Consider the following 24,912-nt stretch of genomic DNA (forward strand, 5'->3'; position numbering starts at 1 on the left):
CGCCACGGCCGACCGCACGCCGGTGATGGAGAACATGCTCGCCCGTGCGCGCGCTTTCGCCGAGCCGCTGATCGCCGACGAAAAGCTCGACACCGGCGAGAACACGCTGGCGCATGCCGACGCCGTCGCGGCCATCGTCGCGAAGATGGGCGGCTCCGAGGCCATGCAGGCCGCGAGCTACCTGGTCTACGCCTGCCAGCATCTCAACCGCCCGCAGGAGGTCATTGCCAAGGTGTTCGGCGACAACTTCGCGGCGCTGGCGGTCGAAACCACCAAGCTCGTGCGCGTGCAGGAGCAGGCCCGCTCGGCTTCGCAGGGCCATCACCTGGCCGAAGGCGCGGCGGGCGCGCAGACCGAGAACGTGCGCAAGATGCTGCTCGCGTTCTCGCGCGACCTGCGCGTGGTCATGCTGCGCCTCGCATCGCGGCTGCAGACCCTGCGGCATGCCGCCGCCAGCAAGCAGCCGGCGCCCGAAAGCGTGGCGCGCGAATCGCTGCAGGTGTTTGCGCCGCTCGCCAACCGGCTCGGCATCTGGCAGGTGAAGTGGGAGATCGAAGACCTTTCGTTCCGCTTCCTGGAGCCCGAGACCTACAAGCTGATCGCGCGCCTGCTCGACGAGAAGCGGGTCGAGCGTGAAGGCCATGTCGAGCAGCTGCGCTCGCAGCTCGAAAGCGAGCTGCAGGCCGAAGGCGTGCGCGCCACGGTGCAGGGGCGGCCCAAGAACATCTACAGCATCGTCAAGAAGATGCGCGGCAAGTCGCTCGACTTCGCGCAGGTGTTCGACATCCTCGCGCTGCGCGTGGTGGTGCCCGACGTGAAGGACTGCTACGCGGCGCTGGCCTGGGTGCACTCGCACTTCCTGCCGATCGACGAAGAGTTCGACGACTACATCGCGCGGCCCAAGCCCAACGGCTACCAGTCGCTGCACACCGTGGTGCGCGAGATGGTCGATGGCAAGCCCGGCAAGCCGATCGAGATCCAGATCCGCACGGAAGAAATGCACGACCATGCCGAGCACGGCGTGGCGGCGCACTGGGCCTACAAGGAAGCGGGACACAAGGGCTATGCGGGCGTGTGGGCGAGCGGCGAATACGACGCGAAGATCGCCGTGCTGCGGCAACTGCTGGCATGGGAGCGTGACCTTTCGGGCGGCTCGCAGGGCCAGGGGCTCTTCGACGACCGCATCTATGTGCTCACGCCCGACGCGGCCATCGTCGAACTGCCGCAGGGCGCCACGCCGGTCGACTTTGCCTACACCGTGCACACCACCCTGGGCCACCGCTGCCGCGGAGCGCGCGTCGATGGGGCCATGGTGCCGCTCAACACGCCGCTGTCGAACGGCCAGACGGTCGAGATCATCGCAGCCAAGGAGGGCGGCCCCTCGCGCGACTGGCTCAACGCCGAGCTCGGCTACCTTGCAAGCCACCGCGCGCGCGCCAAGGTGCGCGCATGGTTCAACGCGCAGATCACGCACGAAACCGTGGCGCGCGGGCGCGAGGCGGTCGAGAGGCTGCTGCAGCGCGAAGGCAAGACCTCCACGCGGCTCGAGGACCTGGCTTCGCAGCTGGGCTTCAAGTCGGCGGACCATCTGTTCGAAGTGGTCGGCAAGGACGAGTTCTCGCTGCGCAATATCGAGGTGCTGCTGCGTCCGCCCGAGCCCGCGCCCAACCCCGACGACGGCGTGCAGATCAAGAAGCCGCGCGCGAGCGAGAAGTCTGGCAAGGGCGGTGTGCTGGTGGTGGGCGTGTCTTCGTTGATGACGCAGCTCGCCAAGTGCTGCAAGCCCGCGCCGCCCGACGCCATCCGCGGCTTTGTGACGCGCGGCCATGGCGTGAGCGTGCACCGCGTCGACTGCAGCAATTTCCGGATGATGGCCTCGCGCGACGGCGAGCGCGTGATCGATGTCGAATGGGGTGCCGCGAAGGGCGGCGAAGCGCCGGTCTATGCAGTCGACGTGGCCGTCGAAGCGACCGACCGCCAGGGCCTGCTGCGCGACATCTCCGATGTGTTCGCACGCGAGAAGATGAACGTGATCGGCGTGCAGACCCAATCGGTCAAGGGCACGGCATGGATGACTTTCACCGTGGAAATCTCCGATGCGGCGCGGCTCACGCAGGTGCTTGGCGTGGTGACGGCAGTTGCTGGCGTGCGATCTGCACGTCGGCGCTGAAAAGCGCGTTTTCTCCTGCTACAATAGCTGCTTCTCGGACACATCCTTAGGCGCGTAGCTCAGCTGGTTAGAGCACCACCTTGACATGGTGGGGGTCGTTGGTTCGAGTCCAATCGCGCCTACCAATTTCTGTTTCGACTTCCGGCCAACCACCGGGTCTGTCGAACAGAGCTTCCACCGGGTTCCCCGGTGTTTCAATCGTCCTTGCGGTGAAGCAGACAAAGACCATGGCCATGTTGTTGTGCTACCTTGGCCGCTCTGCAAACCTTTTCCAAATTTCTTGACAAGCGATCTGATGAATACGCGATCAACGCTGGTTGATCGGGCTCATGCCGACATGCGCCTGGCCGCATTGCTCCGGCAGGCTCCCATCGAATTTGCGCGCGCGGTCTATGGCATCAACGACCACGCAAGCGGCCGTACCGACACCATGGCGGCACGCGAAATAGCCCGCGCGATCCGGCAGGGCACGCCCGTCACGCAGGAGCGCGCCGAGCAGCGCTCGCGCGCCTACTTGCCCACCGCCGGCCAGGAGCACTGTCCGCGCTGCTGGGTGGTCTATGGCCACAAGAGTCCGCTGCGTTTCAGGGAAGCCGCCGAAGAACGCCCCGAGACCGCCACCTGCAGCGCCTGCGGCGCCGAATACGCAACAACGCTTGGTTGAAGCGGCGCAGGCACGGTCAGGGTAAACCTTGTCGCGATGCAGCAAAACCGCTACCTAGAATCATCGGATGACATGGGCATCCATGTGAAGGAGTCCGCAGTGCAGAGCAAGAAGTCCGGGGTCAAGCCGGTGCAACGTGTAATCAAGAAGTACCCCAACCGAAGGCTCTACGACACCGAGACATCCACGTACATCACGCTCACCGAGGTGAAGCAGCTGGTCATACAGAATGCCCAGTTCGTGGTGCGCGATGCCAAGACCGGCGACGACCTCACGCGCAGCATCCTGCTGCAGATCATCCTCGAGGAAGAAGCGGGCGGTGCGCCCATGTTCACCGAGCAGGTGCTGGCCAACATCATCCGTTTCTACGGACAGGCGATGCAGGGCTACATGGGCCCCTATCTAGAGAAGAACATCCAGGCCATGACCGAGGTGCAGGCCCAGCTTGCCGAAAAGGCCGAGGGCCTCACGCCCGAGATGTGGTCGCGCTTCATGACCATGCAGTCGCCCATGCTCCAGGGACTCATGGGCAACTACGTCGAGCAGTCCAAGAACGTGTTCCTGCAGATGCAAGAGCAGATGCAGAAAAATACCGAGCAGGTCCTGGGCGCATTCGGCATCAAACGCCCCTGAAATCCCGTCCCCGGCCGATAGCTGGGACAATAGGGGCATATATGAGTGAAGTTGCCTCCCCCGAACGCATGGCCACGCCGGCCGCCCCCAAGGTCGGCTTTGTGAGCCTGGGCTGCCCCAAGGCCCTGACCGATTCCGAACTGATCCTGACGCAGCTGAGCGCCGAGGGCTACCAGACCGCCAAGACCTTCGAGGGTGCGGATCTGGTGATCGTCAACACCTGCGGCTTCATCGACGACGCCGTGAAGGAAAGCCTGGACACCATCGGCGAGGCGCTGGCGGAAAACGGCCGCGTGATCGTCACGGGCTGCCTGGGCGCCAAGACCGGCGACCAGGGCGGCAACCTGGTGCGGCAAATGCACCCGAGCGTTCTGGCCGTGACCGGTCCGCACGCCACGCAGGAAGTGATGGACGCGGTCCATGCCAACCTGCCGAAGCCGCACGACCCCTTCGTCGACCTGGTTCCCAACACCTTCGGCATCGCGGGCCTCAAGCTCACGCCGCGGCACTATGCTTACCTGAAGATCAGCGAAGGCTGCAATCACCGCTGCACCTTCTGCATCATTCCCTCGATGCGCGGCGACCTGGTGTCGCGCCCGGTGGGCGATGTGCTCGGCGAGGCCAAGGCCCTGTTCGAAGGCGGCGTGAAAGAGCTGCTGGTGATCAGCCAGGACACCTCGGCCTATGGCGTGGACGTCAAGTACCGCACCGGCTTCTGGGACGGCAAGCCGGTCAAGACGCGCATGCTCGAACTGGTGCGCACGCTGGGCGAAATTGCCGAGCCCTATGGCGCCTGGGTCCGGCTGCACTATGTGTACCCGTATCCGAGCGTGGACGAAATCATTCCGCTGATGGCCAGTGGTCAGGTGCTGCCTTACCTCGACGTGCCGCTGCAGCACAGCCACCCCGACGTGCTCAAGCGCATGAAGCGGCCGGCCAGCGGCGAGAAGAATCTGGAGCGCCTGGCGCGGTGGCGCGAGGTCTGCCCCGAGCTGGTGATCCGCAGCACCTTCATCGCGGGCTTCCCTGGCGAAACCGAGCAGGAATTCGAGCATCTGCTCGACTTCATCCGCGAGGCGCAGATCGATCGTGCCGGGTGCTTTGCCTACAGCCCTGTAGCAGGTGCCACCGCCAACGACATCCCCGGCATGCTGCCGCCGGCGGAACGCGAAGCGCGCCGCGCCCGTTTCATGGAAGTGGCCGAAGCGGTGTCGATCGCCAAGCTGCGCCAGCGTGTCGGCGCGACCATGCAGGTGCTTGTGGACTCGGCGCCCGGCATGGGCCGCAAGGGCGGGGTGGGCCGCACCTATGCCGACGCCCCCGAGATCGACGGCACCGTGCGCCTGCTGCCGCCCGAGAAGATCAGCAAGACGCTCAAGGTGGGTGAATTCACCCGGGCCCGCATCGTGGGTGCCGAGGGCCACGACCTGATCGCGCTGCCGATCTGAACCGTCGTCATCCTGGCGGGAGCGAGAGAGCAGGGCGGCGATCGCCGACTTGCGAACCACGGGCTGAGCGACAGGCGAAAAAGTTGTACGCCTACAGACGCACGCAGCCTGGAGCTCGAACGTGGCGGCTTGTGTTCTCCAGGAGGTCCCATGTTCTTCCAGCTCTTTCAACCCGGATCCAGCCTTCATCTCAAAAGGGCTGCCACGCTGCTTCAGGAAGCCCAGATGGCGCGTATCGAGCACCAGGCTGCGGCGGAGCATCACGCGGCCCTGGCCAAGATGTATGCGGAGCGCGTGAAGCGCCTTTCCGGCGAGGTCTATCCGCTTCCCGCTCCCAGTGGCGAGGCAGCAGGCACGAAGACCGAGCAGGACAAGCCGGCGATCTATTCGATCGAGAGCAATCGCAGGCCCAAGTCGAACCTGCTGACATAGTTCAAGAAAAGGAAAAGCCCGCTGGATGCGGGCTTTTCAACGGGCATGGACAGGGCTGCAAGGGCCCGGCAGTTCTTCTTCTCAGTCATCCGAGCGAGAAACCACCAGGAGGCTCATGAACAACGCCCCGAGGAACATGCCGACTAACAAGGTAAATGCTGTAATCACAATGGTCTCCGCTAAATTTGATATTTTCAAATCAAACGTAACCTTGTGTACGCATTCAAGTTACTTTTTGAATCGTTTTTGATGTGAAAGTGTGACTTTTGCTACACCTTGGGAGCGAAAGTCGGGAGCGCATCGCTGCTCTTGGGCGGACGGCCCGGATACAGGTACCTGAAATACTCGCCCGACTTGCCGTACAGCTGCGCCGCGAGTTCCACGGGATCCTCTTCGCGGTGCTTTTCATAGAGCACGGGACCCCAGATGATGAATCCATCGATGCTCAGCGAGTGGGGTGCTGGCTCGATGGCCTTCCATGCATGCGCGAACTTTGAAATCCATGCCAGTGCTTCGGCCAGCGCATGGTTGCGAGCGGGGGAGGTGGTGGGTTCGGATGTCGACATGGCGGTTATCCTTCGTGAAAAGACTGTATAAATATACAGTAAAATTCACATGGGCAGGGATGCCGCCGCCGAGCCGAGGATCAATTTTGCGTGTTGAACCAGGCCCAGAGCGCGGCACCCAGGCCGATCCAGACTGCCAGGACGAGCACGGCACCGGCAATGCTTTGCGGCTTCGCTCCTTGTTCTTTCATCCACAGGTCGGCGCGCTGGCGGCATTCCTCGAGCACATCGGCCGGAATGAGCCGGATGTTCAGCCAGATCAGGCCGGGCAGCAGCAATGCGTCGTCGAGGTAGCCAAGAACGGGAATGAAATCCGGGATGAGGTCGATCGGGCTCAGCGCATAGGCGACGACGAATGCGGCGAGCAGCTTGGCGAACCAGGGCGTGCCCGGATGGCGATAGGCAAACCACAGGGTGACGGCATCGCGCTTGATGCGCGAGGCCCATTGCCTGATGCGTTGGAAAATGGCCATGCTCACACGCTGTCGAACCGGTGCATTGCTTCGCGTGTTAAGGTGCACCTCGGCTTCAAAGCCGTCGCAACCCCGCAGATCCGCCTGCGATCCCCTGCTGCGAGCCGAATGCCGCGCTCCTCAGGTTGGGTTTCGCGGTTCACCTCTACTGCCAACACGGTGTTATTGATTCGGTTGCTCTGCTTCTCGAGACTCTGCGCGATCATTCGTCGATGTACTGCGTCAGAATGGTGGGAAGCCGCTTCCCCACGAGCGGGTTGCTGCATCATTTCATGAGACGAAGCCCGTTCCATTTGTTCGAATCCGTGCCGCCGACAAGCGCTTCGCAGAATGTTCCATCCGAGGATCACGAAGCTGTGCGCGAACGCGGCACACAACCGTCGGTGTGGCCTGGCTTGGCCGCGATCGGCATCCGTGAGGGAGAGCATCCCTCGATCATGTTCCCAGGGAAAAGAAAAAACCCCTGTAAATCGATGATTCACAGGGGTTTCAGCTTGGTAGGGGTGGTGCCCAGAAGAGGACTCGAACCTCCACGATGTTACTCGCTAGTACCTGAAACTAGTGCGTCTACCAATTCCGCCATCTGGGCCCACATAGCTGCCGAAGCAGTTATGTTTTGAATTTCAGGAAAGAGAGAATCATATCAAAAATAATGGCCATTCCAGCGGTCTGCTGGATGAATTTGAAGGAACTGTTCAAGGGCATCGCGACGGACACGGTTTCGTGCAGCGCGACGACGGCGAAGCCGACATCTATCTGCCCCCGAACGAGATGCGTGCGGTGCTGCACAAGGACCGCGTCAAGGCGCGCGTGGTGCGGCAGGATCGGCGCGGACGTCCCGAGGGACGGGTGGTCGAAATCGTCGAGCGCCCCGAGCAGCCGATCATCGGCCGCCTGCTGCATGAAGGTGGCGTGTGGCTCGTTGCGCCCGAAGACAAGCGCTACGGACAGGACGTCCTGATCCCCAAGGGTGCCACCGGGCCCGCCAAGGTGGGGCAGGTGGTCGTGGTGCAGCTCACCGAGCCGCCGGCGCTGTTCGGCCAGCCGGTCGGGCGCGTGAAGGAAGTGCTGGGCGAGATCGACGATCCCGGCATGGAGATCGAGATCGCAGTGCGCAAGTACGGTGTGCCGCACGAGTTTTCCGAGGCCTGCCTGGCCGAAGCCAAGGCGTTGCCGGAGAAGGTTCGCCCCGCCGACAAGAAAGGGCGCATCGACCTGACCGACGTTCCGCTGGTCACCATCGACGGCGAGGACGCGCGCGACTTCGACGACGCCGTGTACTGCGAACCCGCCAAGGTCGGCCGCGGCAAGGGCTGGCGCTTGCTGGTGGCCATTGCCGACGTCAGCGCCTATGTGCAGACCGGCTCGGCCATCGACATCGATGCCTACGATCGCGCCACCAGCGTCTACTTTCCGCGCCGCGTGATTCCGATGCTTCCCGAGAAGCTCTCGAACGGCCTGTGTTCGCTGAACCCCGAGGTCGAACGCCTGTGCATGGTGTGCGACATGCTCGTGGCGGCCGATGGCGAGATCTACGCCTACCAGTTCTACCCGGCCGTGATGTTCAGCCATGCGCGCTTCACTTACACCGAAGTGGCCGCCATTCTTGGCAACACGCGCGGCCCCGAGGCCGCCAAGCGCAAGGACCGCGTCAAAGACCTGCTGAACCTGGCCGACGTCTACAAGGCGCTGCTCAAGCAGCGCGGCAAGCGCGGCGCGGTCGACTTCGAAACCACCGAGACGCAGATCATCTGCGACGACGCGGGCCGCATCGAGAAGATCGTGCCCCGCACGCGCAACGAGGCGCACCGCCTCATCGAAGAAGCCATGCTCGCGGCCAACGTGTGCAGCGCCGACTTCATCGCCGAAGGCAAGCACCCGGGCCTGTTCCGCGTGCACGAAGGCCCGACGCCCGAGAAGAAGGAAATCCTGCGCGGCTACCTGAAGGCCATGGGCGTGGGCTTGAGCATCACCGACGATCCGCGGCCCGGCGAATTCCAGGCGATTGCCGAAGCCACCAAGGAGCGCCCCGACGCGCAGCAGATCCACACCATGCTGCTGCGTTCGATGCAGCAGGCGATCTACACGCCCATCAACAGCGGCCATTTCGGCCTTGCGTACGAGGCCTACACGCACTTCACGAGCCCGATCCGGCGCTACCCCGACCTGCTGGTGCATCGCGTGATCAAGGCCATTCTCGGCAAGACGCGCTATCAGCTGCCGATGCTGCCAACGCCGGGCGAGGCGCATGCCAAGCTCGCCAAGCGGCTGGCCTCGCGCGTCAAGGCGCCGACCACCAAGCCGCAGAAAGCCACCGTCGCGCCGACCAAGGAAGTGCTGGCCTGGGAAGCGGCCGGCCTGCATTGCAGCGCCAACGAGCGCCGTGCCGACGAAGCCAGCCGCGACGTCGAAGCCTGGCTCAAGTGCAAGTACATGCGCGAGCACCTGGGCGAAGAGTACGGCGGCGTCGTCACGGCGGCCACGACCTTCGGCATCTTCGTGACGCTCGATGCGATGTACGTCGAGGGCCTGGTGCACATCACCGAACTCGGCGGCGAATACTTCAAGTTCGACGAGATGCGCCAGGAGTTGCGCGGCGAGCGCACCGGCATTCGCTACGCCATCGGCACCCGCGTGCGGGTGCAGGTGAGCCGCGTCGACCTGGACGGGCGCAAGATCGATTTCCGCCTCGTGCGCGAAGGCGAAGACCTCACCACGCGCGCCATGAAGGACAAGGGCGCAGCCCCGGCCGGCGTGCCGGTCAAGGCATCGGCCAAGCGCAGCTCGCGCCACAAGGCCGAAGCCGTGTCCGAGCAGCGCGTCGAGCGCAGCGCGACCGTCGCGGCGGCGGGCCCCCAGTCGGCAATGCAGGCTTTCAAGTCGGCCGTCAAGAAGGCTGCCAACAAGATGAAGGGCCGCAAGCCGCGGCGCGCATGATGCGCAACGCAGCACTGCATCCCGTCCATACAGACAAACCGAGAAGGAGACACCGAGCATGAGCGTGGAAAACAACAAGGGCCGCATCGCGATCGTCACGGGCGCCGGCACCGGCATCGGCCGCGCCGCAGCGCTGGCGCTGCTGGCCGATGGCTGGAGCGTGACCCTGGCGGGGCGCCGCCTCGAGCCGCTGGAACAGGTGGCGGAAGAGTCTGGCGCCGGTGCGCGTGCCTTCGCAGTGCCCACCGACGTGGCCAATGCGGAATCGGTGCAGGCGCTGTTCGCCGCCGCGGTGGAGCGCTTCGGCCGCGTCGACCTGCTGTTCAACAACGCCGGCGTGGGCAATCCGCCGGGTCCGTTCGAAGACTGGACGCCCGAGCAGTGGCGCGGCGTGGTCGACATCAACCTGAGCGGCATGTTCTTCTGCATCCAGCAGGCGTTCCGCACGATGAAGGCGCAGACGCCGCGCGGCGGCCGCATCATCAACAACGGCTCCATCTCGGCCACCGCGCCACGGCCCAATTCCGCGGCGTACACCGCGACCAAGCACGCGGTCGAGGGCCTCACCAAGACCGCTTCGCTCGATGGGCGCAAGTACGACATCGCGGTCGGCCAGATCGACGTGGGCAACGCCATGACGGAACTGGCCGCGCGCATGGCCAAGGGCGTGCCGCAAGCCAACGGCGAACTCGCGATCGAGCCGCTGATGGACGTGAAGATCGTGGGCCAGTCGGTGCTCTACATGGCGAACCTGCCGCTGGAAGCCAATGTGCTGTTCCATACGGTCATGGCGACGAAGATGCCCTTCGTCGGACGCGGCTAGAACTCGTCAGCAGGGCGCCTGCCGCGCCAGCGCGCTGGCCGTCAGCGGCGGCGCGCCGGCCGGCCAGGTGTCGGCGATGTGGCCGTGGCGCCAGACGGCTTCGCAGGCCGCTTCGAACGGCGGCCGCCGCGCCGCCAATACGGCGCCGATCATTCCCGCGAGCACGTCGCCCGTGCCGGCGGTTGCGAGCCTGGCGTTGCCGGTCAGGTTGACTGTCGGCGGCGTGCCGCCCTCGGCGATCACCGTTCCCGAACCCTTGAGCACGGCAACCACACCGAAGCGTGACGCGAGCTCGCGGGCGGCTGCGAGCCTGTCGGCCTGGATGTCGGCGGCCGCGCAATCCAGCAGGCGTGCGGCTTCGAGTGGGTGCGGAGTGATCACCGTCGGCCTGCCACGCCGCGCACGCGATGCCAACTGGGCCTGCAGCGCGCCGTCGACTGCGATGGCATTCAATGCATCGGCGTCGAGCACCAGCGCGGCCGCTGTCGCCAGTACGCGCGGCAGCACCGCACGGATGTCCGTGCCGCCGCCGCATCCGCAGACCGCCGTCATGCCCGAGAGATCGAGCGACCTGGCGTCTCGCAGCATCAGTTCGGGTTGGGCCGGGTCGACCGGGGCTGCGCTCGCGTCGAGCAGTCCGACGAACACGCGTCCCGCGCCCGCATGCAGCGCAGCGGATCCAGCCAGCAGCGCGGCGCCCGCCATGCCGGATGCGCCGCCGATCACCGCGACATCGCCATAGCTGCCCTTGTGCGAGGCGTGGCTGCGCTGGGCATCCGCCGGTGCTCCCGCCAGGCGCGCGGCCGGTGCTTCGCCGGTGCCGCTGCAGCCCAGTTCGTCGAACCAGATGGTGCCCGCCGCGTCGCGGCCCTGCGCCGTGAACAGGCCGGGCTTGAGGGTCAGGAAAGTCAGGCAGAAGCGGCGCGAAGCGACGGCCGCATGAGGCGCGGCGCTTGAAACACCAGTGTCGGCATTCAGCCCCGATGGCACGTCGACGCTGAGCACCGGAGCGGCCATCGCATGCATCCGCCGCAGCCAATCGGCCATGGCATTCGCGGGCGGCCGGCTCGATCCGATGCCGAGCAGCGCGTCGATCGCCAGCTCGCAACTCGCAGGCGGCTCCGGCGCGAAGATCACGCCGGCATCGCGGGCCCGCTGCAGCGAGGCGCCGGCATCCGGTGGCAGCCGGGTCTCATCGCCCGCGAAGGTGACGATCGGCAGGAAGCCGCGGTGCCGCAACTGCGCAGCAGCTTCGAATCCGTCGCCGCCGTTGTTGCCCGGTCCGCAGGCAATCCAGATCGTCCGCGCATGCGGCGCCAGCGCCATCGCGAGCCGCGCCACGGCCAGGCCTGCGCGCTGCATCAGCGCGTGAGGAGGCAGGGCGGCTGCCGCTTTCTGTTCGATGCGACGCGTTGCCGCGATGTCGAACAAGCCGCAGACGGTGGCGGGCGTGATGCGTTGCATGGGCCGATTCTGCCCGCCTGGCGCGTGCGCAGCCGCCGTTGTGCCTACTGGCCGAGCCGCTCGATGCCCAGGCCCTCGAGGTCGACGCCTGCGTCGCGGCCGCCGATCAGGTCGGCCACCACGCGTGCGCTGCCGCATGACAGCGCCCATCCGCTCGAACCATGGCCCAGATTGAGCCAGACGCCCGGCACCCCGCTGGCGCCGAGCACCGGGGGCCCGTCAGGCAGCATCGGGCGCGCGCCCTTCCATTGCTGCACACCCGATTGCAGCGTTGCCGCGCCCGGAAACCAGTCGTGCAGCACCTTGTAGAGCGTTTGCACGGCGGAGGGGTTCATGGTGCTCAGGGAGCCGCCGATCTCGGCGCTGCCGGCCACGCGCACGCGCTGGCCCAGGCGCGAGATCGCGACCTTGTAGCGTTCGTCCATCACGGCGCTGCGCGGCGCGTTGAGCGATTCGCGGATCGGTGCGCTGATCGAATGGCCGTACACCGGCGCCAATGGAATCCGCAGCCCGAGCGGCCGCAGCAGCGTCGCCGAGGCGAGGCCGGCGCACACCACAACCGCATCGAAGCGCAGCGGCGGCGAGCCGCTTGCGAGCGAGACGGAAGTGGGCTCCGCGCGGCTCAGCGGCGCGATGTCGCAATTGAAATGGAACTGGGCGCCGAGCGCCTCGGCTTCCCACTTGAGAAGCAGCGCGAACTGGCGGCAGTTGGCCACTTCGTCCTCGGGCAGGTGGATCGCACCCGCGAGCGCCGTGTCGGTGCTGAGGGCAGGCTCGATGCGGCGGGCCTCGTCTGCGTCGACCTCCCTGAAGACGCTGCCCGCCGCGCGCAGCACCTCGAGCCCCGGCTGGACCAGTTTTTTCTCGCGCTTGGAGCGCAGCAGAACGAGGTAGCCGTCGCTGCGCTCGTAGCTCAGTTCGCGCGCTTCGGTCACTTCGTGCAGCCGGGTGCGGCTGTAGAACGCCAGGCGCTGCATGCGGGCGCGGTTCGCCAGGTAGGTTTCGAGCTTGCAGGCCTTCTGCCAGCGCGACATCCAGCCGAGGTCGCGCGAACTCAGCGGCCAGCGCAGCTTGATGGCACCGTGCGGCGACAGCAGGGAGCGCAGCACCTTGGCGCGCATGCCCGGCGCCGCCCAGGGCGTGACATAGCCCGGCGCGACCACTCCCGCATTCGCAAAACTGGCTTCCTCGGCAGCGGCGCCGCGGCGCTCGAACACGGAAACTTCATGGCCGTCCGAAACCAGTTCCCAGGCGGTTGTGACGCCGATGATGCCGGCGCCCACGATCGCGATTTTCATTGAATTTTTGAGTAAGAAGAGATGGCCGGCGCCCGTCGATCGGTGCGTGAAGCTATTGTTTTTGCAGCGCTTGTTCCGCTTGCAGCGCAACCGCCAGAACGGCGTCGTCACGTAGTGCGGCATGCCACAGCATCAGGCCCACCGGCAGCTCGCCGGCGGCATGGCAGGGCAGCGAGATGGCGCAGCCGTCGAGCATGTTGACGATCGACGGGTTGCGCAGCAGCAGCGCATTGATGCGGAAGAATTCGTCGTCGCGCTCGGCACCCGGCGCAACGCTCGCGATGGCGGGCGCGGTGATCGGCACGGTGGGCGACAGCACCGCGTCGAAGGGCGACAGCGCTGCTTCGACGCGGGCGATCCAGGCCTGCCGGGCATGCACGAGATCGATGTATTCGTGCGCCTTCATGGCGGCGCCCTTGAGGATGCGCTGGGCCACGCGGGGGTCGTAGCCGGCGCCGCTGCGCTCGAGCAGCAGCCGGTGCCAGGCGTACGACTCGGCCGCCGAGAAACCGCCCGTGGCGTTGATGGCCTGCAGCTGCGCGAGTTCCGGCAGCTGGATCTCCTCGATCCGGGCGCCGGCGTCGCGCAGTGTTTGCAGTGCATTTTCGAAAGCCCGCGCCACCGCGGGCTCGATGCCGTCGAAGAACACGTTCTTCACCACGGCAAGCCGGTACGCCTCCAGGGTGGCCGCACCGGCGGTCACGCGGCGTGCCGCGAGAACCTCGTGCGCCGTGATGGCGTCGCGCACCGAGCGCGTCATGGCGCAGACGGTGTCGAGCGTAGTCGACAGCGGCAGGGCGCCTTGGGTCGGCACCAGCCGGGCGGTGCTCTTGAAGCCAACGATGCCGTTTAGCGCCGCGGGAATGCGGATCGAGCCGCCCGTGTCGGACCCCAGGCCGATGAAGGCCGCGCCGGTGGCGACCGAAACGGCGGCGCCGGAGGACGAGCCGCCCGGGATGCGCGGCATGGCGGCATCGCTCGCGTTGGCCGGCGTGCCGTGGTGCGGGTTGACGCCCACGCCGGAGAACGCGAATTCCGTCATGTTGGTGCGGCCCGTCAGCACGCCGCCCGCGGCGCGCAGCCGCGCCACGGCGACGGCATCGGCCTTGGCGGCCGGCGCGTGCGAGAGCACCACGGAGCCCGCCGGAGTCGGCTGCCCCTCGATGTCGAACAGGTCCTTGGCGGTGAATGCGAGTCCGGCGAGCCGGCTCTGCGGCACCGTGCCGGCGACCTGCCGGCGGGCTTCGTCGAAGAGCGTGCGGGTGAACACGTGGCGGCACGCGGGGGACTGGGCAATGCCGATGGCGCGCTCCAATTCGGTGCATGTATCGGTGCCACCTGCCAGAAGATTCAGACGGGTGGCGTGGAGATCGTTCATGGGTGGGCTGCGAGGGCGCGGACGGCTCGGTTCCGGGGTGGGGCAAGGAGAAAGGGCAGGGAGGGCCGTGCTATACTCTTTGGGTTTCGCTGAACATGTGACGGCTTTCGTCGCACCCAGCCAAACACATCCGCAAACCGGCCCAATCAAGGTGTTGTGATTCCATTCGAAGGAAGCACAAAACGGGCTGGATTTTAGACCCAACCTTTGGAGTAATTTTCAATGTCCACCACCATGCGCGAAATGCTGGAAGCCGGTGTCCACTTCGGTCACCAAACCCGCTTCTGGAACCCCAAGATGGCCCCGTACATCTTCGGCCATCGCAACAAGATTCACATCATCAACCTGGAAAAGTCGCTCCCGATGTTCCAGGATGCGATGAAGTACGCCAAGCAGCTCACCGCCAACCGCGGCACGATCCTGATGGTCGGCACCAAGCGCCAGGCCCGTGAAATCGTGGCTGCCGAAGCCCGCCGCGCCGGCGTGCCTTTCGTCGACACCCGCTGGCTCGGCGGCATGCTGACCAACTTCAAGACGGTCAAGACCTCGATCAAGCGCCTGAAGGACATGAAGGCCCAGCAGGAAGCCGGCCTCGACAGCCTGAGCAAGAAAGAGCAGCTCACCTTCACCCGTGAAATCGAGAAGCTCGAGAAGGACATCGGCGGCATCCAGGACATGACCGCGCTGCCCGACGCCATCTTCGTGATCGACGTGGGCTTCCACAAGATCGCCGTGGCCGAAGCCAAGAAGCTGGGCATTCCGCTGATCGGCGTGGTCGACTCCAACCACTCGCCCGAAGGCATCGACTACGTGATCCCGGGCAACGACGACTCGTCGAAGGCCGTCACGCTCTACGCTCGCGGCATCGCCGACGCGATCATCGAAGGCCGCAACAGCGCCACCGGTGACGTGGTCAAGGCCATTGCCGAAGGCAGCGATGAATTCGTCGAAGTCGAAGAGGGTGCCTCGGCCTGATCGAGTGCTCTCACGCGCCTGAAGAAGGGGCTTGGTGCCCCTTTTTTTTAATCTGATTTTTTGGACACGGAGATAGAACAATGGCTGCAATCACCGCAAGCATGGTCGGCGAACTGCGCGCAAAGACCGACGCGCCCATGATGGAATGCAAGAAGGCCCTGACTGAGGCCGACGGCAACATGGAAAAGGCCGAAGAGCTGCTGCGCATCAAGCTCGGCAACAAGGCTGGCAAGGCCTCGGGCCGCATTACCGCCGAAGGCGTGGTCACGGCGTTCGTCGATGGCGCTGCCGGCGGCATGATCGAGATCAACTGCGAAACCGACTTCGTCACCAAGAACGACAGCTTCCTGGCCATGGCCAACGCTGCCGCGATGCTGGTCGCCAAGCACAACCCCGCGGACATCGCCGCGCTCGGCGCGCTGCCCTATGAGCAGGACGGCTTCGGTCCCACGCTCGAAGACGTGCGCAAGGGCCTGATCGGCAAGATCGGCGAGAACATGAGCTTCCGCCGCTTCAAGCACTTTGCCGGCAACGGCAAGCTGGCTTCGTACCTGCACGGCACGCGCATCGGCGTGATGGTCGAGTTCGAAGGCGACGACACCTCGGCCAAGGACGTGGCAATGCACATCGCCGCCATGAAGCCGGTTGCCATCTCGGCCGCCGACGTGCCAGCCGACCTGATCGAAAAAGAGCGTGCCGTGGCCGCTGGCAAGGCCGAGGAAGACCGCAAGACGGCCGAAGCCGAAGGCAAGAAGCCGCAGCCTGCCGACATCGTTGCCAAGCGCATCGAAGGCGGCGTGCAGAAGTACCTCAAGGAAGTCTCGCTGCACAACCAGCCGTTCGTGAAGAACGACAAGCAGACCGTCGAGCAGATGCTCAAGGCCGCCAGCACCAGCATCAAGGGCTTCACGCTCTACGTGGTCGGCGAAGGCATCGAAAAGAAGGTCGACGACTTCGCCGCCGAAGTTGCAGCCCAGGTGGCTGCCGCCAAGGCCGCCGCGTAAAAACTGTTACGCCCCAAAGCGACGGTGCACCCGTGTGTGCCGCCGCTTTTTCACCGCCTCGTTCTACACTCGCCCCCGCCAACCCAAGTAAGGAAATTGCCCATGTCTGATCCCCGTCCAGCCCACAAGCGAATCTTGTTGAAGCTGTCGGGCGAGGCATTGATGGGAGACGATGCCTTTGGTATTAACCGCGCCACCATCGTCCGCATGGTCGAAGAAGTGGCGGAAGTGGTGAACATGGGTGTGGAAGTCGCCGTCGTGATCGGCGGCGGCAACATCTTCCGCGGCGTCGCGGGAGGCTCGGTCGGCATGGACCGCGCGACGGCCGACTACATGGGCATGCTGGCCACCGTCATGAATTCGCTGGCCCTGGCCGATGCCATGAACAAGCAGGGGCTGGTGGCGCGCGTCATGTCCGCCATTGCCATCGAGCAGGTGGTCGAGCCCTACGTGCGGCCCAAGGCGCTGCAGTACCTCGAGGAGGGCAAGGTCGTGGTGTTTGCCGCGGGCACCGGCAATCCGTTCTTCACCACCGACACGGCTGCCGCGCTGCGCGGTGCCGAGATCGGCGCCGAGCTGGTGCTCAAGGCCACCAAGGTCGACGGCGTCTATTCCGCCGATCCGAAGACCCATCCCGATGCAACGCGCTATTCGTCGCTCACTTTCGACGAGGCTATCGCGCAGAATCTCGGCATCATGGACGCCACGGCCTTCGCGCTGTGCCGCGACCAGAAGCTGCCGATCAAGGTGTTCTCGATCTTCAAGAACGGCGCGCTCAAGCGCGTCGTCATGGGCGAGGACGAAGGCACGCTGGTGCATGCCTGAGGAGTAATTTGAGATGACGACCCCCACCATTGCAGAAATCCGCAGCGCGACCGACGCCAAGATGAACCAGTCGCTTGCTGCGTTCCAGAACAACCTCACCAAGATCCGTACCGGCCGCGCCAACTCCGCGTTGCTCGACTCGATCCACGTCGAGTACTACGGCTCGCAGGTTCCGCTGAGCCAGGTGGCGAACGTGTCGGTGCTCGACTCGCGCACGATCAGCGTCCAGCCCTGGGAAAAGGGCATGGGCGCCAAGATCGAGAAAGCCATCCGCGAAAGCGACCTGGGCCTGAACCCGGCCTCGATGGGCGACCTGATCCGCGTGCCGCTTCCCGCGATGAGCGAGGAGCGCCGCAAGGAAATGACCAAGCTGGTCCGCAACGAAGGCGAAAGCGCCAAGATCGCCACGCGCAACCTGCGCCGCGATGCGAACGAGTCGGTCAAGAAGCTGGTGAAGGAAAAGCTCGCCTCCGAAGACGACCAGAAGCGCGCCGAAGCCGAGATCCAGAAGGTCACGGACCGCCACATCGCGGAAATCGACCGCCTGGTCGCGGCCAAGGAAGCGGAGATCATGGCCGTTTGAGGCTGCGCATGGCCTCGTCTTCGCTGCAGATTCCCCACCACATTGCCATCGTCATGGATGGCAACGGACGCTGGGCCACGCGGCGATTCCTGCCTCGCGTGGCAGGACACAAGCAGGGCGTCGAGTCGCTCAGGCGCTGCGTCAAGGCGTGTGTCGACCGCGGCGTGGGCATTCTCACGGTCTTCGCTTTTTCGTCGGAGAACTGGAACCGTCCACCCGAAGAAGTTTCGGGCCTCATGGAAATCATGGTGGGCGCACTCGCGCGCGAAGTGCCCAAGCTGAGCCGGGACGGCGTACAACTGCATTTCGTCGGCGAGCGCGCCGGGCTCTCCAAGAAAATGGTGCAAGGCCTGGTCGACGCCGAGACCGCCACCGCGCAGAACACCAAGCTGGTCCTGAACGTGTGCTTCAACTACGGCGGCCGCTGGGACATTGCCCGCGCCGCGGCCAAGCTGGCCGAGCAGGGCGAGGCGCTCACCGAAGCGAATCTCGACCGCGCGATGGCCCTCGCGCACGTGCCCGACCCCGACCTTCTCATCCGCACCGGCGGCGAGCAGCGGCTGTCGAACTTCCTGCTGTGGCAAAGCGCCTACGCGGAGCTTTTCTTCAGCGACAAGCTCTGGCCCGAGTTCGACCAGGCCGAACTCGATGCGGGAATTGCCGCATTTCAGGCGCGCGAGCGCCGCTTCGGCAAGACCTCGGCGCAAGTCACGGCCGGCAGCGGCTCCGCACCCGATCGCCAGCTGGCCTGAGGGCTTCACGGCCCGCCCCTCCAGCCGCCCAGCCGCATGCTCAAACAACGCATCCTTACGGCCATCGTCCTGTTGGCGATCCTGCTGCCGGCGCTCTTCTACCCGTCGCACGTTCCCTTCGCCTGCGTGATGCTGGTGCTGATCGGCGCCGGCGCATGGGAGTGGGGCCGCCTCAACGGCTATGGCCAGCGGCTGTCGGTCTTCCTCGGCGTGGAAACCGTGGCGCTGTGTGCGCTCTCCTGGTGGCTCGGGCTGCTCGATCGGTCGCTGCTGCTCATGTGGCTGCTGGCCGGTGCGGCCTGGGTACTCGGCGGTGCCGCGCTGCTGCGGGTGGCCGTGCCGGGCTGGCCCCGTATTCCCCGCGGGCTGCGGCTGGTCGGCGGGTTGCTGGCACTCTGGGTGGCGTGGCTCGCGGCCGTGCAGGCACGCATGGTCGGCATCAACTTTTTGCTTTCGATCCTCGTGCTCGTCTGGGTGGCGGACGTCTTCGCGTATTTCGCGGGCCGCGCCTTCGGCCTCAAGTTCACGCGCAGCAAGCTCGCGCCCGCCATCAGTCCCGGCAAGAGCTGGGAAGGCGTATGGGGCGGCATGGCGGGCGTCGTGGTGCTGGCTTTTGCGTGGGTGTGGGCCGACAGGGCTGCCGGCGCGACGGTGGCCAGCCTCTACACACGGCTGTACGAGCGCGGCTGGTGGCTGCTGCTGGTCGGGGTGCTGTTTCTCGCCGCCATCAGCGTCGTTGGCGACCTGGTCGAATCGCTGATCAAGCGCAGTGCCGGCGCCAAGGACAGCAGCAGCCTGCTGCCGGGCCACGGCGGCGTGCTCGACCGCGTGGATGCCCTCTTGCCGGCACTTCCCATTGCAATGATGCTGGCTTTCCTGTGAACACACCCAAACAACGCATCACGGTGCTGGGCTCGACCGGTTCGGTCGGCGTCAGCACGCTCGATGTCATTTCGCGGCACCCGGAGCGCTTCGAGGTCTTCGCGCTTTCCGCATCGACCAAGGTCGACGAGCTGCTGGCGCAATGCGCGCGGTTTTCGCCGCGCTATGCGGTCATGGCGAGCGCGCCGCATGCGGCGCTGCTGGCGGAAAAGTTAGAACAGAACAATCTCAAGACCACCGTGCTGAGTGGCGGCGATGCTATTGAAAAAATAGCGTCCCACGAAGAGGTCGACGCCGTCATGGCGGCCATCGTGGGGGCTGCGGGCCTGGCGCCCTGCCTGGCCGCCGCGCGCGCCGGCAAGCGACTCCTGCTGGCCAACAAGGAGGCGTTGGTGGTTGGCGGCGAGCTCTTCATGCGCACCGTGCGCGAGGGCGGGGCCACGCTGCTGCCGATCGACAGCGAACACTCGGCCATCTTCCAGTCGCTGCCCGAAGATCCGTCGACTTGGCCGCGGCGTATCGACAAGATCATTCTCACGGCCTCGGGCGGCCCGTTCCGCACGCGCGCGCCCGACACGCTGGGCACGGTCACGCCCGAGCAGGCCTGCGCGCACCCGAACTGGGTCATGGGCCGCAAGATATCGGTCGACTCCGCCACCATGATGAACAAGGCGCTCGAGGTGATCGAGGCGCGCCATCTGTTCGGCGTGCTGCCCGAGCAGATCGAGGTGGTCATCCATCCGCAGAGCGTGGTGCATTCGATGGTCCAGTTCACCGATGCATCGGTCATTGCCCAGCTGGGAACGCCCGACATGCGGGTGCCCATCGCTGTCGGCCTGGCCTGGCCCGAGCGCATCGAGAGCGGCGCGGCGCGCCTCGATTTCCGCCAGATGGCCTCGCTGAGCTTCGACGCCCCCGACGCGGCGCTGTTTCCCGGGCTGGGCCTCGCCTGGCATGCGCTGCGCGCGGCGCCGGGGACCACGGCGGTGCTCAACGCGGCCAACGAAGTCGCGGTCGAGGCCTTTCTTGATCGGCGCCTGCGCTTCGATCGCATTCATGCGGTCAACATGGAAACTTTGGAAGCCGTCAGCCCCTCCAAGCCCGCATCGCTGGCCGACCTGCTGGCGCTCGACGCCAGCGCCCGGGCGGCGGCCAATGCCGCGGCGCTGCGCTTCGCGGCCTGACACTCCCGCCAACAGAGGATCCGGATGCTCACCGTTATCGCTTTCGTGGTTGCACTCGGCCTCCTGATCGCCGTGCATGAATACGGCCACTACCGCGTTGCCGTCGCCTGCGGCGTCAAGGTGCTGCGGTTTTCCGTGGGCTTCGGCAAGACGCTCTTCCGCTGGCAGCCCAAGCGGCAGCATCCGGGGCAGGAAACCGAGTTCGTCATCGGCGCGTTTCCCTTCGGCGGCTACGTCAAGATGCTCGACGAGCGCGAAGGGCCGGTGGCGCCGGAAGACCGGCACCGCGCCTTCAACACGCAGCCGCTGCGTTCCCGCGCGGCCATCGTCGCTGCCGGGCCCATTGCCAATCTGCTGCTCGCCGTGGTGCTCTACACGGCCGTCAACTGGATCGGGGTCGAGGAGCCAGTTGCCAAGCTGGCGCGTCCGGTGGCGGCATCGCTGGCGGAAGCGGCGGGCCTGCGCGGCGGCGAGCACATCACGCGCGCCGGCTTCGAGGGCGACCTGGAGCCCGTGCAGTCGTTCGAGGACCTTCGCTGGCGCATGACGCGCGGCGCGCTCGACGGCCGGGACCTGACGCTCGAAGTGGCGGGCGAGGGTGGCCGGCCCGGTCGGCAGGTCGTGCTGCCGCTGAGTCTCATGGAGGCCAAGGACGCCGACCCGCAGATGTTCCGCAAGATCGGCGTGCTCGCACCGCTGACGCGGCCCGAGATCGGCCAGGTGATGGCCGGTAGCGCGGCAGAGCGCGCGGGCCTTCGCAGCGGCGACCTGGTCCGCAGCGTCGGCAATGTGCCCATTGTCGACGGGCAGCAGCTGCGCGAGCTGATCCGGACCTCGGTCGACGGCGACCAGCCGCGCTCGCAGACCTGGCAGGTGCAGCGCGGCAGCCAGTCGATCGAACTCGAGGTCAGGCCTGAACTGCGCGAGGAGGGCGCCGCGAAGGTCGGCCGCATCGGCGCCTATGTCGGTGCGCCGCCTGAAATGGTGACGGTGCGCCAAGGTCCTGTCGACGGCGTCTGGCGCGGCATCGTGCGTACCTGGGAGGTGTCGGCGCTGACCGTTCGCATGATGGGCAAGATGGTGATCGGCGAAGCCTCGCTCAAGAATCTGAGCGGGCCGCTCACGATCGCCGACTACGCGGGCAAGTCCGCGAGCCTCGGGCTGACCCAGTACCTGGTATTCCTTGCATTGATCAGCGTGAGCCTTGGCGTGCTCAATCTCATGCCGCTGCCGGTCCTCGATGGAGGACACCTGATGTATTATCTTTGGGAGGGCCTGACCGGCAAGAGCGTCTCTGACGCCTGGATGGAACGGCTTCAGCGCGGCGGTGTCGCCTTGCTGCTGGTCATGATGTCGGTTGCACTCTTCAACGACGTCACGCGGCTCTTTGGTTAACTTTCTGCCGGCCCTTTCCGCGCCGGCCCAATTCACAGATGAACACAAACTTCAGTCGCTTTCGCCTGCGTAGCGTTGCCGCGGTGGTGGCCAGCGCGTTGGCGGCCACGGCAGCCTGGGCCGTCGAGCCCTTCACGGTGCGTGACATTCGCGTCGAGGGCTTGCAGCGCGTCGAGCCCGGCACGATCTTCGCATCGCTGCCGCTGCGTGTAGGCGATACCTACAGCGACGAGCGCGGATCCGCCGCCATCCGTGCGCTGTTCGACCTGGGTTTGTTCAAGGACGTGCGCATCGATGTCAACGGCAATGTGCTGGTGGTGATCGTCGAGGAGCGTCCCACCATTGCCGACGTCGATTTCGTCGGCACCAAGGAATTCGACAAGGCCGCACTCCAGAAGGCGCTGCGCGAAGTGGGCCTGGCCGATGGCCGCCCGTACGACAAGGCGCTGGCCGACCGTGCCGAGCAGGAGCTCAAGCGCCAGTACGTGAGCCGCAGCCTCTACAACGCGCAGGTCGTGACCACGGTCACGCCGATCGAGCGCAACCGCGTCAATCTCACGTTCACCGTCACTGAAGGCGATTCCGCACGCATTCGCGAAGTGCGCGTGGTCGGCAACAAGGCCTTCAGCGAATCGACGCTCTTGAGCCTGTTCGACCAGGACAGCGGCGGCTTCATGAGCTGGTACACCAAGTCCAACCAGTACTCGCGCTCCAAGCTCAACGCCGACCTGGAAACGCTGCGCTCGTACTACATCACGCGCGGCTACCTCGAGTTCCGCATCGATTCCACCCAGGTCGCCATCTCGCCGGACCGGCAGGACCTGTCGGTGACCGTCAACATCACCGAAGGCGAGAAGTTCGTGGTGGCCGGCGTCAAGCTCGACGGCAACTATCTCGGCCGCGACGAGGAGTTCAAGTCCCTCGTGACCATCAAGCCCGGCGAGCCCTACAACGGCGAGCAGGTCACCGAAACCACCAAGGCCTTCACCGACTATTTCGGCACCTTCGGCTACGCGTTCGCGCGCGTGCAGGCGCGCCCGGAAATCGACCGCGTCAACAACCGCGTGACGCTGACCCTGCAAGCCGAACCCTCGCGCCGCGTCTACGTGCGCCGCGTGGCGGTGGGCGGCAACGCCAAGACGCGCGACGAAGTGATCCGGCGCGAGTTCCGCCAGTTCGAGGCCTCGTGGTACGACGGCGACAAGATCAAGCTCTCGCGCGACCGCGTGGACCGCCTGGGCTTCTTCACCGAAGTGAACGTCGAAACCCAGGAAATCCCGGGCTCGCCCGACCAGGTCGACCTGGTCGTCAACGTGGCCGAGAAGCCCACCGGCAGCCTGCAGCTGGGCGCCGGCTACTCGAGCGCGGAAAAGGTGGCTTTGACCTTCGGCATCTCGCAAGAGAACGTCTTCGGCTCGGGCAACTTCCTGGGCGTGCAGGTCAACACCAGCAAGTACAACCGCACGCTGTCGCTGACCACCACCGATCCGTACTTCACCAACGACGGCATCTCGCGCACGATCAGCGTCTACCACACCACCACGCGCCCGTATTCGACCACCCGCGATGGCGACTACAAGCTGGTCAACCAGGGCGCGTCGATCCGCTTCGGCGTGCCGTTCAGCGAAGTCGACACGGTCTTCTTCGGTGTCGGGCTCGAGCGCTATGCGTTCGAGCCGAACTCGTCGACCTCGTTCTCGGGACTCTTCACGCCGGCGTCCTACCTGCGCTATTTCCAATGCTCGAGGGATGCGAGCGGCTTGTTCGTGACCGAGTGCAACCGGGATAGCGTGTGGGGTGTTCCGCTGACCATCGGCTGGGGCCGCGACAGCCGCGACAGCGCGCTGATCCCGACCACCGGGCGCCTGCAGCGTGCCAACGTCGAACTGGGCGTCGGCGGCGACATGAAGTACATCAAGACGAACTACCAGTTCCAGCAGTTCTTCGCAATCAACAAGCAATACACGTTTGCGATCAACGCAGACATCGGCTATGCCAAGCCCCTCGGCGGCAAGGACTACCCGATCTTCAAGAACTTCTATGCCGGCGGCCTGGGTTCCATCCGCGGCTTCGAGCAGAATTCGCTCGGCCCGCGCGACGTGCCGCTGCCCTGGCAGACGGAAGGCGCCGCGCTCGGCGGCACCAAGAAGGCCGTGTTCAATGCCGAACTCAGTACTCCGTTCCCGGGCGCCGGCAACGACCGCACGCTGCGCCTCTATGGCTTCTTCGATGTCGGCAACGTGTTCGGCTCGCGCGCCCCCGGCATCACGGACGCGCAGTACGATGCCCAGAAGAAGCTGCGCGCCTCGGTGGGTCTCGGCATCAGCTGGATCTCGCCGCTCGGTCCGCTGCGCCTGGCCTACGCCTTCCCTGTCAAGTCCCAGAAGGAAGTGCTGGATCCGGCCACCGGCTTCGTCGTGATCCCGAAGGATAGAATCCAGCGCTTGCAATTCCAGATCGGAACGTCTTTCTAAATGAAGCATTTGATTCGCGCCGCCGTTGGCGCGTTGTTGGTCCCCGTTTTCGCGCTGGCTGCTGCGCCTGCGGCCCAGGCGCAGGAAACCTTTCGCATCGGCTTCGTGAATCCGGATCGTGTGCTGCGCGAGGCGCAGCCGGCCAAGGCGGCGCAAGCCAAGCTCGAGGCTGAATTCCTCAAGCGCGAAAAGGATCTCACGGCTCAGGGCGAAGCACTGAAGACGGCCTCCGAACGGTTCGAACGCGAAGCTCCCACCTTGTCCGAAAGCCAGCGCACCGCACGCCAGCGCGCGCTGGTCGACCAGGACCGCGATTTCCAGCGCCGCCGCCGCGAGTTCCAGGAAGATCTGAACGCGCGCAAGAACGAAGAACTCCAGCAGGTCTACGAACGCGCCAACCGCGTCGTGAAGCAGGTGGCCGAGGCTGAAAAGTACGACGCCATCCTGCAGGAAGCGATCTACATCAATCCCAAGCACGACATCACCGACAAGGTGATCAAGGCCCTGAACGCCTCGACCGCTGCTCCTTCGGCCGGCAAGTAACGCCGCGAA

General features: G+C 65.6%; 22 protein-coding genes and 2 tRNA genes. 18 read left to right on the plus strand and 6 right to left on the minus strand.

Annotation, left to right across the window (positions count from 1 at the left end):
• The first annotated feature begins 25 nt into the window (after positions 1–25).
• From L1081_RS06485 to L1081_RS06510, 6 genes are all read left to right on the plus strand, one after another.
• The gene (locus tag L1081_RS06485) at positions 26–2,170 is read left to right on the plus strand and encodes a RelA/SpoT family protein (RefSeq protein WP_489416744.1); all 2,145 of its coding nucleotides are present in this window, start codon (positions 26–28) and stop codon (positions 2,168–2,170) included.
• A 48-nt stretch (positions 2,171–2,218) separates the two neighbouring features.
• A tRNA-Val gene (locus L1081_RS06490) sits at positions 2,219–2,295 on the plus strand.
• A gap of 170 nt (positions 2,296–2,465) precedes the next feature.
• Positions 2,466–2,834, plus strand: a complete 369-nt coding sequence (locus L1081_RS06495; protein ID WP_319426243.1) for a hypothetical protein — start codon at positions 2,466–2,468, stop codon at positions 2,832–2,834.
• 72 nt (positions 2,835–2,906) lie between these two features.
• The gene (phaR, locus tag L1081_RS06500) at positions 2,907–3,467 is read left to right on the plus strand and encodes a polyhydroxyalkanoate synthesis repressor PhaR (RefSeq protein WP_041946121.1); all 561 of its coding nucleotides are present in this window, start codon (positions 2,907–2,909) and stop codon (positions 3,465–3,467) included.
• A 41-nt stretch (positions 3,468–3,508) separates the two neighbouring features.
• On the plus strand, positions 3,509–4,915 hold the full coding sequence (gene rimO, locus L1081_RS06505) for a 30S ribosomal protein S12 methylthiotransferase RimO (protein ID WP_124960532.1): 1,407 nt from the start codon (positions 3,509–3,511) through the stop codon (positions 4,913–4,915).
• Positions 4,916–5,065: 150 nt separating this feature from the next.
• Entirely contained in the window at positions 5,066–5,347 is a 282-nt protein-coding gene (locus L1081_RS06510; RefSeq protein ID WP_489415713.1) for a hypothetical protein, read from the plus strand.
• A 269-nt stretch (positions 5,348–5,616) separates the two neighbouring features.
• On the opposite strand, the gene L1081_RS06515 is transcribed toward L1081_RS06510, so the two are convergent.
• The 3 genes from L1081_RS06515 to L1081_RS06525 all read right to left on the minus strand — a co-directional run bounded on the left by L1081_RS06515 (position 5,617) and on the right by L1081_RS06525 (position 6,975).
• Positions 5,617–5,913, minus strand: a complete 297-nt coding sequence (locus L1081_RS06515; RefSeq protein WP_489415714.1) for a hypothetical protein — start codon at positions 5,911–5,913, stop codon at positions 5,617–5,619.
• Positions 5,914–5,993: 80 nt separating this feature from the next.
• Positions 5,994–6,386: a DUF1232 domain-containing protein gene (locus L1081_RS06520; RefSeq protein WP_489415715.1), complete on the minus strand. Its 393-nt coding sequence runs from the start codon at positions 6,384–6,386 to the stop codon at positions 5,994–5,996.
• 504 nt (positions 6,387–6,890) lie between these two features.
• Positions 6,891–6,975 (minus strand) — tRNA-Leu (locus L1081_RS06525).
• An 80-nt stretch (positions 6,976–7,055) separates the two neighbouring features.
• Here L1081_RS06525 and rnr point away from each other — a divergent pair.
• Both rnr and L1081_RS06535 read left to right on the plus strand, forming a co-directional pair.
• The gene (gene rnr / locus L1081_RS06530; protein WP_049808409.1) at positions 7,056–9,323 is read left to right on the plus strand and encodes a ribonuclease R; all 2,268 of its coding nucleotides are present in this window, start codon (positions 7,056–7,058) and stop codon (positions 9,321–9,323) included.
• 58 nt (positions 9,324–9,381) lie between these two features.
• The gene (locus L1081_RS06535) at positions 9,382–10,146 is read left to right on the plus strand and encodes an SDR family oxidoreductase (RefSeq protein ID WP_018905025.1); all 765 of its coding nucleotides are present in this window, start codon (positions 9,382–9,384) and stop codon (positions 10,144–10,146) included.
• Between the two features lie 6 nt (positions 10,147–10,152).
• Here the strand turns inward: L1081_RS06535 and L1081_RS06540 are convergent, their stop codons facing one another.
• Genes L1081_RS06540 through L1081_RS06550 form a run of 3 tightly spaced genes read right to left on the minus strand, consistent with a single transcriptional unit; the run spans position 10,153 to position 14,286 of the window.
• On the minus strand, positions 10,153–11,610 hold the full coding sequence (locus tag L1081_RS06540) for an NAD(P)H-hydrate dehydratase (RefSeq protein ID WP_489415716.1): 1,458 nt from the start codon (positions 11,608–11,610) through the stop codon (positions 10,153–10,155).
• Positions 11,611–11,654: 44 nt separating this feature from the next.
• The gene (locus L1081_RS06545) at positions 11,655–12,908 is read right to left on the minus strand and encodes a D-amino acid dehydrogenase (protein ID WP_489415717.1); all 1,254 of its coding nucleotides are present in this window, start codon (positions 12,906–12,908) and stop codon (positions 11,655–11,657) included.
• A gap of 52 nt (positions 12,909–12,960) precedes the next feature.
• A complete protein-coding gene (locus L1081_RS06550; RefSeq protein ID WP_489415718.1) occupies positions 12,961–14,286 on the minus strand; it encodes an amidase in 1,326 nt (441 codons plus the stop codon).
• Positions 14,287–14,508: 222 nt separating this feature from the next.
• Here L1081_RS06550 and rpsB point away from each other — a divergent pair, with 222 nt between their 5' ends.
• The 10 genes from rpsB (at position 14,509) to L1081_RS06600 (ending at position 24,903) form a co-directional block, all read left to right on the plus strand.
• A complete protein-coding gene (gene rpsB / locus L1081_RS06555) occupies positions 14,509–15,261 on the plus strand; it encodes a 30S ribosomal protein S2 (protein ID WP_489415719.1) in 753 nt (250 codons plus the stop codon).
• An 80-nt stretch (positions 15,262–15,341) separates the two neighbouring features.
• The gene (gene tsf / locus L1081_RS06560; protein WP_319426236.1) at positions 15,342–16,265 is read left to right on the plus strand and encodes a translation elongation factor Ts; all 924 of its coding nucleotides are present in this window, start codon (positions 15,342–15,344) and stop codon (positions 16,263–16,265) included.
• A 102-nt stretch (positions 16,266–16,367) separates the two neighbouring features.
• Positions 16,368–17,090, plus strand: a complete 723-nt coding sequence (gene pyrH, locus L1081_RS06565; protein WP_018905021.1) for a UMP kinase — start codon at positions 16,368–16,370, stop codon at positions 17,088–17,090.
• Between the two features lie 13 nt (positions 17,091–17,103).
• Positions 17,104–17,673 carry a ribosome recycling factor gene (gene frr, locus L1081_RS06570; RefSeq protein ID WP_012747710.1) on the plus strand — a complete coding sequence of 190 codons (570 nt, stop codon included), beginning with the start codon at positions 17,104–17,106 and terminating at the stop codon, positions 17,671–17,673.
• Between the two features lie 8 nt (positions 17,674–17,681).
• Entirely contained in the window at positions 17,682–18,425 is a 744-nt protein-coding gene (gene uppS, locus L1081_RS06575) for a polyprenyl diphosphate synthase (RefSeq protein ID WP_489415720.1), read from the plus strand.
• A 36-nt stretch (positions 18,426–18,461) separates the two neighbouring features.
• Entirely contained in the window at positions 18,462–19,307 is an 846-nt protein-coding gene (locus L1081_RS06580; RefSeq protein ID WP_489415721.1) for a phosphatidate cytidylyltransferase, read from the plus strand.
• On the plus strand, positions 19,304–20,491 hold the full coding sequence (gene ispC, locus L1081_RS06585; protein ID WP_489415722.1) for a 1-deoxy-D-xylulose-5-phosphate reductoisomerase: 1,188 nt from the start codon (positions 19,304–19,306) through the stop codon (positions 20,489–20,491). The genes L1081_RS06580 and ispC overlap by 4 nt, the downstream gene beginning before the upstream one ends.
• A gap of 24 nt (positions 20,492–20,515) precedes the next feature.
• Positions 20,516–21,886, plus strand: a complete 1,371-nt coding sequence (gene rseP, locus L1081_RS06590; RefSeq protein WP_489415723.1) for an RIP metalloprotease RseP — start codon at positions 20,516–20,518, stop codon at positions 21,884–21,886.
• Between the two features lie 38 nt (positions 21,887–21,924).
• Positions 21,925–24,360 carry an outer membrane protein assembly factor BamA gene (gene bamA, locus L1081_RS06595; RefSeq protein ID WP_489415724.1) on the plus strand — a complete coding sequence of 812 codons (2,436 nt, stop codon included), beginning with the start codon at positions 21,925–21,927 and terminating at the stop codon, positions 24,358–24,360.
• Entirely contained in the window at positions 24,361–24,903 is a 543-nt protein-coding gene (locus L1081_RS06600) for an OmpH family outer membrane protein (protein ID WP_489415725.1), read from the plus strand.
• Positions 24,904–24,912: the final 9 nt, after the last annotated feature.

Source organism: Variovorax sp. MSC1_012 (assembly GCF_023667525.1).
GTDB lineage: Bacteria > Pseudomonadota > Gammaproteobacteria > Burkholderiales > Burkholderiaceae_C > Variovorax > Variovorax beijingensis_B.

Bases quoted from the DNA above. Each gene is read 5' to 3' on its own strand.
- L1081_RS06485 (WP_489416744.1), top strand. From the start codon at position 26: ATGGAGAACATGCTCGCCCGTGCGCGCGCTTTCGCCGAGCCGCTGATC.
- L1081_RS06495 (WP_319426243.1), top strand. From the start codon at position 2,466: ATGAATACGCGATCAACGCTGGTTGATCGGGCTCATGCCGACATGCGC.
- phaR (WP_041946121.1), top strand. From the start codon at position 2,907: ATGGGCATCCATGTGAAGGAGTCCGCAGTGCAGAGCAAGAAGTCCGGG.
- rimO (WP_124960532.1), top strand. From the start codon at position 3,509: ATGAGTGAAGTTGCCTCCCCCGAACGCATGGCCACGCCGGCCGCCCCC.
- L1081_RS06510 (WP_489415713.1), top strand. From the start codon at position 5,066: ATGTTCTTCCAGCTCTTTCAACCCGGATCCAGCCTTCATCTCAAAAGG.
- L1081_RS06515 (WP_489415714.1), bottom strand. From the start codon at position 5,913: ATGTCGACATCCGAACCCACCACCTCCCCCGCTCGCAACCATGCGCTG.
- L1081_RS06520 (WP_489415715.1), bottom strand. From the start codon at position 6,386: ATGGCCATTTTCCAACGCATCAGGCAATGGGCCTCGCGCATCAAGCGC.
- L1081_RS06535 (WP_018905025.1), top strand. From the start codon at position 9,382: ATGAGCGTGGAAAACAACAAGGGCCGCATCGCGATCGTCACGGGCGCC.
- L1081_RS06540 (WP_489415716.1), bottom strand. From the start codon at position 11,610: ATGCAACGCATCACGCCCGCCACCGTCTGCGGCTTGTTCGACATCGCG.
- L1081_RS06545 (WP_489415717.1), bottom strand. From the start codon at position 12,908: ATGAAAATCGCGATCGTGGGCGCCGGCATCATCGGCGTCACAACCGCC.
- L1081_RS06550 (WP_489415718.1), bottom strand. From the start codon at position 14,286: ATGAACGATCTCCACGCCACCCGTCTGAATCTTCTGGCAGGTGGCACC.
- rpsB (WP_489415719.1), top strand. From the start codon at position 14,509: ATGTCCACCACCATGCGCGAAATGCTGGAAGCCGGTGTCCACTTCGGT.
- tsf (WP_319426236.1), top strand. From the start codon at position 15,342: ATGGCTGCAATCACCGCAAGCATGGTCGGCGAACTGCGCGCAAAGACC.
- pyrH (WP_018905021.1), top strand. From the start codon at position 16,368: ATGTCTGATCCCCGTCCAGCCCACAAGCGAATCTTGTTGAAGCTGTCG.
- frr (WP_012747710.1), top strand. From the start codon at position 17,104: ATGACGACCCCCACCATTGCAGAAATCCGCAGCGCGACCGACGCCAAG.
- uppS (WP_489415720.1), top strand. From the start codon at position 17,682: ATGGCCTCGTCTTCGCTGCAGATTCCCCACCACATTGCCATCGTCATG.
- L1081_RS06580 (WP_489415721.1), top strand. From the start codon at position 18,462: ATGCTCAAACAACGCATCCTTACGGCCATCGTCCTGTTGGCGATCCTG.
- rseP (WP_489415723.1), top strand. From the start codon at position 20,516: ATGCTCACCGTTATCGCTTTCGTGGTTGCACTCGGCCTCCTGATCGCC.
- bamA (WP_489415724.1), top strand. From the start codon at position 21,925: ATGAACACAAACTTCAGTCGCTTTCGCCTGCGTAGCGTTGCCGCGGTG.
- L1081_RS06600 (WP_489415725.1), top strand. From the start codon at position 24,361: ATGAAGCATTTGATTCGCGCCGCCGTTGGCGCGTTGTTGGTCCCCGTT.